8 protein-coding genes and 2 pseudogenes are annotated in these 11,386 nt (G+C 42.9%); 8 read left to right on the top strand and 2 right to left on the bottom strand.

Features of this window, described 5'->3' with window-relative positions:
* Positions 1 to 143: 143 nt before the first annotated feature.
* On the top strand, positions 144 to 1,178 hold the full coding sequence (locus STRDD13_RS06090) for a M42 family metallopeptidase (protein WP_067103048.1): 1,035 nt from the start codon (positions 144 to 146) through the stop codon (positions 1,176 to 1,178).
* A gap of 322 nt (positions 1,179 to 1,500) precedes the next feature.
* Here STRDD13_RS06090 and sdaAA read toward each other — a convergent pair whose 3' ends face one another.
* On the bottom strand, positions 1,501 to 2,373 hold the full coding sequence (sdaAA, locus tag STRDD13_RS06085; RefSeq protein ID WP_067103046.1) for an L-serine ammonia-lyase, iron-sulfur-dependent, subunit alpha: 873 nt from the start codon (positions 2,371 to 2,373) through the stop codon (positions 1,501 to 1,503).
* An 11-nt stretch (positions 2,374 to 2,384) separates the two neighbouring features.
* A complete protein-coding gene (sdaAB, locus tag STRDD13_RS06080; protein WP_067103044.1) occupies positions 2,385 to 3,056 on the bottom strand; it encodes an L-serine ammonia-lyase, iron-sulfur-dependent subunit beta in 672 nt (223 codons plus the stop codon).
* 213 nt (positions 3,057 to 3,269) lie between these two features.
* Between sdaAB and mnmA the strand changes: the two genes are divergently transcribed.
* From mnmA to STRDD13_RS06045, 7 genes and pseudogenes are all read left to right on the top strand, one after another.
* On the top strand, positions 3,270 to 4,391 hold the full coding sequence (gene mnmA, locus STRDD13_RS06075; RefSeq protein WP_067103042.1) for a tRNA 2-thiouridine(34) synthase MnmA: 1,122 nt from the start codon (positions 3,270 to 3,272) through the stop codon (positions 4,389 to 4,391).
* Between the two features lie 136 nt (positions 4,392 to 4,527).
* A pseudogene (locus STRDD13_RS06070) lies at positions 4,528 to 5,005 on the top strand (NUDIX hydrolase).
* Positions 4,998 to 6,911, top strand: coding sequence for a tRNA uridine-5-carboxymethylaminomethyl(34) synthesis enzyme MnmG (gene mnmG, locus STRDD13_RS06065; protein ID WP_067103040.1), 1,914 nt, complete (start codon positions 4,998 to 5,000; stop codon positions 6,909 to 6,911). The pseudogene STRDD13_RS06070 and the gene mnmG overlap by 8 nt, the downstream one beginning before the upstream one ends.
* A 371-nt stretch (positions 6,912 to 7,282) precedes the next feature.
* Positions 7,283 to 9,243: pseudogene (locus STRDD13_RS06060) on the top strand (DHH family phosphoesterase).
* Positions 9,244 to 9,253: 10 nt separating this feature from the next.
* Positions 9,254 to 9,706: a 50S ribosomal protein L9 gene (gene rplI / locus STRDD13_RS06055; protein WP_067103036.1), complete on the top strand. Its 453-nt coding sequence runs from the start codon at positions 9,254 to 9,256 to the stop codon at positions 9,704 to 9,706.
* Between the two features lie 41 nt (positions 9,707 to 9,747).
* Positions 9,748 to 11,103 carry a replicative DNA helicase gene (gene dnaB / locus STRDD13_RS06050; RefSeq protein ID WP_067103223.1) on the top strand — a complete coding sequence of 452 codons (1,356 nt, stop codon included), beginning with the start codon at positions 9,748 to 9,750 and terminating at the stop codon, positions 11,101 to 11,103.
* A 1-nt stretch (position 11,104) separates the two neighbouring features.
* Positions 11,105 to 11,356 (top strand): Veg family protein, encoded by a 252-nt coding sequence (locus tag STRDD13_RS06045; protein WP_067103033.1) that lies wholly within the window; start codon positions 11,105 to 11,107, stop codon positions 11,354 to 11,356.
* Positions 11,357 to 11,386: the final 30 nt, after the last annotated feature.

The following is an 11,386-nucleotide window of genomic DNA, read 5'->3' as shown; positions in this document are numbered from 1 at the left end:
AATGTGAAGTGATCGCAATCTCTTTGGAAATAGAACAATAAGACGCTTCAATCGGCGCTTTTATGTCTTGACCCAAAGAATCAGATAACCGCTACGAGTTGCGTAAAGAATATGATATAATACTGGCATATAGGAGGAATGATATGTCACAAACAATAGAATATATTCAGCAACTTACGGCGATCCCCTCTCCAACAGGATTTACTCGTGAGATTGTAGACTATTTAGTGAAAACGTTAGAAGGTTTTGGATATGAAGTTCATCGGACCGTTAAAGGTGGGGTGACCGTCACCGTTCAGGGTCAAGAAAAGGAAAAACAACGCTATATTACAGCGCATGTAGATACACTTGGAGCCATTGTTCGTGCTATCAAACCAGATGGCAGACTAAAACTCGATAAAATCGGGGGCTATCCTTGGAATATGATTGAAGGAGAAAACTGTACAGTTCATATTGCAAACACAGGAAAAAGTGTGACAGGAACCATCCTATTGCACCAGACATCCTGCCATGTTTATCGAGATGCCGGAACGATTGAGCGCAACCAAGACAATATGGAAGTTCGCTTAGACGAGAAGGTAAGAGATGAAAAAGGTGTTCGAGCACTAGGCATTGAAGTAGGGGACTTTATCTCCTTTGATCCACGAACCATTGTGACAGAGTCGGGCTATATTAAATCGCGTCACCTAGATGATAAAGTCAGTGCGGCTATTCTATTACGATTGCTTCAGGTTTATCAGGAAGAAGGAATTCAATTACCTGTGACGACTACCTTTGCATTCTCTGTCTTTGAAGAAGTGGGCCATGGGGCTAATTCTAGTATCCCAACAGAAGCGGTAGAGTATCTTGCGGTAGATATGGGGGCAATGGGCGACGATCAACAGACGGATGAGTACACAGTATCCATCTGTGTCAAAGACGCATCTGGACCTTATCATTACGAGTTCCGACAACATTTGGTCGCTCTTGCAAAGGAAAATGATATTTCCTATCAGTTAGATATTTATCCGTTTTATGGATCAGACGCTTCTGCAGCTATGCGGGCAGGGGCAGAAGTGAAGCATGCTTTACTAGGAGCAGGAATTGAATCGAGCCATTCCTATGAGCGGACACATAAAGACTCTGTGCAGGCAACTGAAAAACTAGTGGATTGTTATCTTCGTAGCCCGTTGGTTTAGGTGGAGAAAGCAAAAGAGGTTGGGCTAAAGACCAACCTCAAAGATAAAAGACGAATAATTTAGAGAGTGGGACAGAAATCGGTCATTCGTTAGAATTCGATTTCGTCGTCCCACCTCCGCACACTTAAGTAGGGCTGTAAAAGCGGATGAAATCAGCGGAGTAGAGCCCGCTCAACCACTGCGTCTTGCTCGACAATCCAAAAACAATTGAGAGGCTAGGACTTTTGTCCCAGCCTCTAATTTGTTCGTCTTTTTGATTATTTATACTTCTAATGACTGTGATCTTTGAGATTATAAAATCGCTTTGCCCCAGCCTGTTTTGCTACTCTCCAAAAATCTCATGCGATAGGCGTTTTCCGGTAGGAGTCGCGGCTAATCCTCCTTCAGCAGTTTCTCGGAAGGCAGAAGGCAAGCTTGAACCAACTTGATACATGGCGTCAATCACCTCGTCTACTGGAATTTTGGATTCGATACCAGCTAAAGCCATATCCGCAGCAACTAAGGCAAAACTAGCTCCCATGGCATTCCGCTTCACACAGGGGACTTCTACGAGTCCAGCGACTGGATCACAGATAAGTCCCAACATATTCTTTATAACAAAGCAAATAGCTTGACTGGCTTGATAAGGGGTGCCTCCAGCTGCGATGGTCAGTGCTGCAGCGGACATCGCAGAGGCTGACCCAACCTCAGCTTGACAGCCCCCCTCAGCTCCGGAGATCGAGGCATTGTTGGCAATGACTAGACCAAAAGCCCCTGCAGTGAACAGAAATTCAAGTTGTTTCTCTTTTGTTAAAGATAACTTTTCTGTTGCAACTCCTAAAACAGCTGGAAGGCATCCAGCAGATCCAGCTGTTGGTGTTGCACAGACTAACCCCATTTTGGCATTGAGCTCATTTACTGCCATGGCGTTTCGAGCAGCAGCTAAGACGGTTTGATCTGCCAGGGTGTTTCCCGATTTCATATAACGGTCTAACTTCGCTGCATCTCCTCCTGTCAACCCAGATCGAGAGGTACTTTCGGTCAAACCATCTGTGATAGAAGATAGCATAACAGTCAAGTTACGAGACATAAGATTCAATACTTCTTCACGCTCACGGCCGGAGAGTTCTTTTTCCGTGTGAATCATCAACTCTGAAACATTTCCATCAAACTTTTCTTCCGCTTGCTGGACGAGTTCTTTTACAGTATAAAACATGATGTTCCTTTCTATCCGAAAAAGTTGACATTGTGAAGGTGAGGAATTTGACTAATTTTTTGAACAGCTTCCTCACACTGACGAGAATCCACTTCTATAATCATAATGGCTTTTTCGCCAGCACTCTCTCTCGTCACATTCATTTGAGCGATGTTGATGTCAGAATCAGACAGGATATCTGTTACTTTGGCAATCATTCCTGGGATATCTTGATGAACGATAATCAGTGTTGGAGTATTCATGTTGAGATTGACTGCAAAACCATTTAATTCAGTTACTTGGATATTACCACCCCCGATTGAAACACCGGTCGCAGAGAGTGACTTATGCTCATTTCGGATGATGATTCGAGTTGTATTTGGGTGGGGCGTGTTGCTTTCTTTATTTACTTTCCAATACACCTTCACACCCTGTTCATGAGCAATTTCCAAAGATTGAGGAATCCGCTCATCATCTGTATCCATACCCAAAATCCCAGCTACCAGGGCAACATCGGTTCCATGGCCACGATAAGTTTTGGCAAAGGAATTAAATAATTGAAACTCAACTTCTGTTGGTTTTTCACCAAAAATAGAGGATACAATCTTCCCGATTCGAACGGCCCCTGCAGTATGACTGGAAGATGGACCAATCATTACAGGACCGATAATATCAAATACAGACTGAAAGCGAATGTTTTTCATGAGCAGACTCCTTGTAATCTTTCTTCTATTATAGCAAATAAAGATCTATCTGTAAGTGGCTTAGTGTTTCAGTGGTCAATAATTTTCAAAAGAAATAAGACTATGTTATAATGGTCGAGTGCTTAAAGCACTTCAAAATCGACCTTCAAATCGACTTTTGATCAACTAGACCCTTCAAGTCTACGTTACAACTAATTTGATGGGAGGATTATCATGACAGATAATTCAAAAATTCGTGTCGTTGTCGGCATGAGTGGGGGAGTGGACTCCTCCGTAACAGCTCTCCTGCTCAAGGAGCAAGGCTATGATGTCATCGGTGTTTTTATGAAAAACTGGGATGATACAGATGAAAACGGCGTCTGTACGGCGACCGAAGATTACAAGGATGTGGCGGCAGTCGCTGACCAGATTGGCATTCCCTACTACTCGGTCAATTTTGAAAAAGAGTATTGGGACCGTGTCTTTGAGTATTTCCTAGCGGAATACCGAGCGGGGCGTACGCCAAATCCAGATGTGATGTGCAACAAGGAAATTAAGTTTAAGGCCTTTTTGGACTATGCTATGACCTTGGGAGCTGACTATGTGGCAACGGGACACTATGCTCGGGTAGCACGTGATGAGGATGGCACCGTTCACATGCTTCGCGGTGTGGACAATGGCAAGGATCAGACCTACTTCCTCAGCCAACTTTCGCAAGAACAACTGCAAAAAACTATGTTTCCACTAGGGCATTTAGAAAAACCTGAAGTACGAAAACTAGCAGAAGAAGCAGGGCTTGCGACGGCTAAGAAAAAAGACTCGACAGGGATTTGCTTTATCGGAGAAAAGAACTTTAAAAACTTCCTCAGCACCTACTTGCCAGCTCAACCAGGCCGGATGATGACGGTAGATGGTCGGGATATGGGTGAGCATGCTGGTCTCATGTATTACACGATCGGTCAACGAGGCGGGCTGGGTATCGGTGGCCAACACGGCGGTGATAATGCACCGTGGTTCGTTGTCGGAAAAGACCTGAGCCAGAATATTCTCTATGTTGGACAGGGGTTCTACCATGACGCTCTGATGTCAACTAGTTTACAGGCTAGTCAAATACACTTTACACGAGAGATGCCAGAAGAGTTCACACTAGAGTGTACAGCTAAGTTCCGCTATCGTCAACCTGACAGTCAAGTTACTGTCAAGGTAAAAGGAGGTCAGTCAGAAGTGATTTTTGCAGAACCTCAACGAGCCATTACGCCAGGACAAGCTGTTGTCTTTTACGACGGTGAGGAGTGTCTCGGTGGTGGACTAATTGACAATGCTTACCGTGACGGACAAGTTTGTCAGTACATTTAGATTGACAAATCTTGCTAATTTGCTACAATAATAAAAGCAATCGAAATGATGGTCAAAGCTCATGGATGTTGCAGGCTTTTTGTCTGCACTTCTGCGGGATTTGACCTTTTTGCGTCGTTTAGGGGATAGGATAAAAATGACCCAACAAGACTTTCGGACAAAAGTGGCAAATACTGTTTTTGGGGTTCGGGCGACAGCCTTGATTCTTCAAAATGGTAAGCTCCTAGTCACCAAAGATAAGGGTAAGTAGGACACTATCGGTGGTCGGCGGTGCGATTCAAGTCAATGAAAGAACGGAAGACGCGGTAATCCGTGAAGTGAGGGAAGAACTGGGGATCAAATCTTAAACTGGGCAGCTAGCTTTCGTGGTTAAAAATCGTTTTGAACAAGACGGTGTTTCGTATCACAATATCGAGTTTCATTATCTGGTGAACTTGCTTGAAGAAGCTCCATCGACCATGCAGGAAGATGAGAAAAGGCAGCCCTGTGAGCGGATTGACTTGGATTAGCTCCAGAATATCCAGCTAGTTCCAGCCTTTTTAAAGACAGCTTTGCCGGATTGGGACGGAAAATCACGACGCATTCCTCTAGAAAATAGGAGAAAACATGACTAATCATTTTACGGAAGAATACGATATTATCGTCATTGGAGCAGGTCACGCTGGTGTAGAGGCATCCCTTGCAGCCAGTCGGATGGGTTGTAAGACCTTGCTTGCGACCATCAACCTGGATATGCTGGCCTTCATGCCTTGTAATCCCTCTATTGGGGGATCTGCAAAGGGGATTGTCGTTCGGGAGATTGATGCTTTGGGTGGTCAGATGGGAAAAAACATCGACAAGACTTATATCCAGATGAAAATGCTCAATACTGGTAAAGGACCAGCTGTACGGGCACTTCGAGCTCAGGCTGATAAGGCACTTTACTCACGTGAAATGAAAAAAACTGTGGAAAATCAGGAGAACCTCACCCTGCGTCAAACCATGATTGATGATATCTTGGTGGAAGAGGGGCAGGTCGTCGGAGTGTTGACAGCAACGGGGCAACGCTATGCGGCCAAAGCTGTCGTTGTCACGACAGGGACAGCTCTTCGTGGGGAAATCATCCTAGGGGACCTCAAGTATTCCTCAGGACCGAATAACAGTCTGGCCTCAGTCACCTTGGCGGATAATCTTAAAAAACTAGGGTTGGAGATTGGACGCTTCAAGACAGGGACCCCTCCACGTGTCAAGGCTTCCTCTATTGATTATTCTGAAACCGAAATCCAGCCTGGGGACGAAAAGCCCAACCATTTTTCGTTCCTGTCGAAAGACGAGGACTACTTACAAGACCAGATTCCGTGCTGGTTGACCTATACCAACCAAAGTAGTCACGATCTAATCAACAGAAATCTTCATCGCGCTCCCATGTTTTCAGGGATTGTAAAAGGCGTAGGGCCACGTTATTGTCCTTCTATCGAGGACAAAATAGTTCGATTTGCAGACAAAGATCGGCATCAACTCTTTTTAGAACCTGAAGGACGAGATACAGAAGAAGTCTATATTCAAGGACTTTCAACTTCTCTTCCTGAAGACGTCCAGCGGGAATTGGTTCACTCCATCAAGGGGTTAGAAAAAGCAGAAATGATGCGGACGGGCTATGCCATTGAGTATGATATTGTTCTTCCTCATCAGCTACGTGCAACTCTTGAAACCAAGCTAATTTCAGGACTCTTTACAGCTGGCCAAACCAATGGAACCTCTGGCTACGAAGAAGCAGCTGGACAAGGCTTGGTGGCAGGGATCAATGCGGCTCTCAAGGTACAAGGAAAGCCTGAACTAATCCTCAAGCGGAGCGATGCTTATATCGGTGTCATGATTGATGACTTGGTGACAAAGGGGACATTAGAGCCCTACCGCCTCTTGACTTCACGTGCAGAGTATCGTCTGATTCTGCGTCATGATAACGCGGACATGCGGTTGTCACCAATCGGTCGAGAGATTGGTCTGGTTGACGACCAACGTTGGCAAACATATGAACTAAAGAAAAATCAGTTTGACAATGAGTTGACAAGATTGTCAACTATCAAATTGAAGCCAATCAAGGAAACCAATGAGAAAGTGATTTCACTCGGATTTAAGCCCTTGACAGATGCTGTAACAGCAAAAGAATTTATGCGCCGTCCAGATATTGATTATGCCGTGGTTACCCAATTCATTGGCCCGGCAGCAGAAGATTTGGATCGCAAGGTCATCGAGCTATTAGAAACAGAAGTGAAATACGAAGGATACATTGATAAGGCTCTTGACCAGGTGGCCAAGATGAAACGAATGGAAGAAAAACGCATTCCAGCAGATATAGATTGGGATGATATTGACTCCATTGCGACGGAAGCGCGGCAAAAGTTTAAGAAAATCAATCCAGAAACCATCGGTCAAGCTAGCCGAATTTCTGGTGTGAATCCTGCTGATATTTCTATCCTTATGGTTTACCTTGAAGGACGGAGTAGATCCATTTCGAAACAGCAAAAAAGGATGCAATAGTCTGTACTATCCAAACAAGCTTTACCAATCTAGTGAATAGGAATGCCCAAAAATCAAGTATTCGTACATAAAGATGGATTAGACAGGTGTCTAGGAACTGTTTCTCCTCGATTGGTCGTTACTTACCATACATTAATGAGGGGATTTTCATATTAAAGAAAATCCTTGAAAACAGTCAAATTACCAAAAAGCGACTTCTTAAGGAATCGCTTTTCATTAAACCAAGTTTACAGATTTGTAAACTTGGTTTTCTTTGTGATGATGATTTTGCTTCGATTCAGCCGTCCAGGAGATTTTCAATAAAGCTGTTTAAATGGTCTTCCTCTAGATTTTTCCGTTAATTTATGGTAAAATTCAACGAGAGGTTAGTGATGAAAAAAGTTCGGTTTACAACGTTACAAATAAGCACCTTCACAGTGGTTTCCCTACTGGTCTTGGTGGCAATGATTTTTTGGAACGCACCTAGTTTCTTAATTTTTTATTCCTGGTTGCACTCGGATCAGGTTTTCTTCTCGTGTTTGATTACCAACAGCGTTCGTTTGAATTGTCTGAGATTGAAACGGTTGAATCTGTTAAAAGTCAAGTTAACGAGGGTTTGATGCTTCTTTTGGAGAAGATGCCTGTCGGAGTCGTTAAATTACATGCGGGTAGTCAGTCAATTGAGTGGTACAATCCCTATGTCAGTTTGATTTTTTCTGAAGAAAATGGGGAGATTGATTTGAAAAAGCTTAAAGAATTGATCTCCGTGGCAAGCGAACCGGATAAAACTTATGCGGTTTTTAGAGACAAACGTTTTGCCGTGAATTTCGATGAAGAAAATCAAATATGTTATTTTTTTGATGTATCGAGTGAGTATCTAGCAGTGAATCGCTTGATGGAAAGCAGGCCTGTCATTGGAATTATTTCTGTGGATAATTATGATGCCTTAGAAGATGCTTTTGCAGATTCACAGATCAGTCAAGTCAATACTTTCCTGGCTCAATTTGTGGCAGCTTTTGCCGACGAATATGGTATTTATTATCGAAGAGGTCCGATGGACCGATTTTATCTTTTCACAGACTATAGCGTTCTGAATCAATTAATTCAAGATAAGTTTTCTATCATTGATAAATTCCGTGATGAATCAAAAAAATTAGATTTACCTTTAACCCTTAGTTTTGGGATGGCTTTTGGTAAAGGCAACCATGAGCAGATTGGTCAATTGGCTCTTCAGAACTTGAATATGGCTGAAGTCAGAGGAGGAGATCAAGCTGTCGTAAAAGAGAACGATGAGAGTGTCTCTCCTATTTTCTTTGGAGGTGGGACTGCCTCTTCTGTTAAGCGGACCCGCACTCGGACAAGGGCGATGATGACGGCTGTTTCAGACAAATTGAAAACGGTCAGCCAGGTTTTTGTAGTGGGACACAAAAACTTAGATATGGATGCATTAGGTTCAGCCGTTGGGATGCAACTATTTGCGCAAAATATCATGAATAATGCGTATCTGGTATATGATGAAAAAGAGATGTACCCGGATATTGCTCGAGCGATTCATCGGCTACAGGAGGAACACTGTTCCAATTTATTGTCGGTAGATGACGCTTTAAAAATGGTGGACCATACTTCTATATTAATCATGGTCGACCATTCTAAAATTGGTTTAACCCTGTCAAAAGAATTTTACGAGCGATTTAGTCAGGTTATCGTGGTTGATCATCATAGACGAGATGCTGATTTTCCTAAAAACGCTGTCTTAACCTATATTGAAAGTGGGGCTAGTTCGGCCAGTGAGTTAGTTACAGAGTTGATTCAATTTCAAAATGATAAACACCACAAACTGAATCGACTTCAAGCCAGTCTTTTGATGGCAGGCATCATGTTAGATACCAAGAATTTCACATCCAGTGTCACGAGTCGGACTTTTGATGTTGCATCTTATTTGCGGGCTCGTGGTAGTGATAATGCAGAGATCAAACGATTGATGTCAAATGATTTTAGCGAATTTAAGTCCGTTAGTGAATTAGTCTTAAAGGCGCGCAACATTACGGAACACGTTATTTTGATTTCAGGAAGTCCAGATAAGGAATACGATAGCGCCACAGCTAGTAAAGCAGCAGATACCGTGATTGATATGTCTGGAATTGAAGCCGTCTTCGTCGTGTCTCGGCATGTCAAGGGATATATTTCGATTTCAGCGCGAAGTAAGGGCAATATCAACGTACAAAAGATTATGGAAGAAATGGGTGGTGGAGGACATTTTAGTCTAGCAGCAGCCCAGGTTCGAGAAAAGAGTTTGTCCGAAGTTGTGGAGGATCTTGAAAGAAAGATTCAAGTCGAGTTAGCAGAAGAATAGGAGAAAAAAGATGAAAGTTATTTTTTTAGAAGATGTCAAAGGAAAAGGAAAAAAGGGAGATATTAAAGAAGTTCCTACAGGATATGCGCAAAATTTTTTAATTAAAAAAAATCTAGCTAAAGAGGCAACGAGCGCAGCCATCGGAGAACAACGCGGAAAAGAAAAAGCCCGTGAGAAAGCTCATGCAGAATTGGTTTTGGAAGCTACAAAGACAAAAGAACTACTTGATCAAGAAGCTACAGTGGTAGTCTTTTCTGAGAAAGTTGGTCCAGATGGACGAACCTTTGGTTCAATCACGAGTAAAAAAATCGCAGATGAGTTGCAAAAACAATTTGCCATTAAACTGGATAAACGAAATATTCAGTTGGATCACCCCCTTCGATCCATCGGGACTACCGAGGTTCCTGTAAAAATTTATCAAGAAATTGTCGGGGAAATTAAAGTACGAATTAATGAAGCTTAGTCAAACAGATATGGTTAGTCAAGCGTGGTTGGAGGTGAATGGTGGCTGAATTTGAAGAACTTCGTGTTCAACCTCAAGATATCTTAGCGGAGCAGTCAGTCTTAGGAGCAATCTTTATTGACGAGGGCAAACTCGTGTTTGTTCGCGAATATATTGAAGCAGATGATTTTTATAAGTATGCGCACAAGCTCATTTTCCGGGCTATGATTGCGTTGGCAGATGAAAACCAAGCCATTGATGCAACAACCATGCGCCATCATCTGGAGAAGCAGGGAGACCTGGAAAATATCGGAGGCTTGGGTTATTTAGCCGAGGTCATCAACTCTGTTCCAACTTCTGCCAATGCAGAATATTACGCGCAGATTGTTGCCGAGGCAGCCAACCGGCGGAAACTGATCGCCTCTCTAACAGAAACAATCAATAAGGCTTATGAAGGATCAGACGATTCGGATGATTTGATTGCCCAAGCGGAGCGGTCCCTTATTGACATTGGAGAAGGTTCAAGTCGATCAGGGTTTAAGCGGATCGATGATGTCTTAAACATCAACTTTGAAAATCTAGAAATCCGATCCAAGCAAACATCCGATATCACAGGAATTGCGACGGGTTATCGCGAATTAGACAAAATGACAACGGGACTACATGAAGAAGAGCTGATTATCCTTGCGGCTCGGCCGGCAGTCGGAAAAACGGCTTTTGCCCTAAATATTGCTCAAAATATCGGGACGAAACTTGGAAAAACCGTAGCTATTTTTTCTTTGGAAATGGGGGCGGAGAGCTTGGTTGACCGGATGCTGGCATCAGAAGGGAATATAGATTCCCATTCTATCCGGACAGGTCAGATGACGCCTGAGCAGTGGAACAACTATGCCATTGCTCAGGGAAATCTTGCAAAGGCTAGTATCTATATCGACGATACCCCTGGGATTAAGATTACTGAAATTCGCTCACGGTCTCGAAAGCTGGCTCAGGAAACTGGAAATCTTGGATTGATTCTGATTGATTACTTGCAGTTAATTACTGGAACAGGTCGAGAGAATCGTCAACAAGAGGTTTCAGAGATTTCGCGCCAACTAAAAATTTTAGCCAAGGAATTAAAGGTTCCCGTTATTGCACTTAGTCAGCTTTCACGGGGAGTAGAGCAACGACAAGACAAGCGTCCTGTTTTATCTGATATTCGAGAGTCAGGTTCGATTGAGCAAGATGCAGATATTGTCGCATTTTTATACCGGGATGATTACTATGAACGAGGGGGAGAGGAAGATGCCTCGGCTATCCCGAATAATATCATTGAAGTAATTATTGAAAAAAACCGGTCCGGGGCGCGTGGAACCGTCGAGCTAATTTTTAAAAAAGAATACAATAAGTTTATGAATATTTCTAAGAGGGAGGAATGAAATGAGTGATGCTTTTTCAGATGTTGCTAAAATGAAAGAGATTAAAGAGGGGATTCGAACCCATGAAGGGCATATTGTGGAACTGACTCTTGAAAATGGCCGAAAACGTGAAAAAAATAAGCAGGGTCGGATTATTGAAGTCTATCAATCCCTTTTTATTGTGGAATTCGAAGATCCTAACAATACCTATGTGGAATCGTATACGTATTCCGATATTTTAACAGAAAAAATCTTAATTCACTATTTGGATTAAGCTATAAAAAGTGGCAGAAGCTAGCTCTTA

Origin of the sequence: Streptococcus sp. DD13, assembly GCF_001578875.1 — a bacterium.
In the GTDB taxonomy this organism is placed as follows: Bacteria; Bacillota; Bacilli; order Lactobacillales; family Streptococcaceae; genus Streptococcus.
Note: the sequence above shows the minus strand (reverse complement) of the source record. Positions and strands in the feature narration are given on the sequence as shown.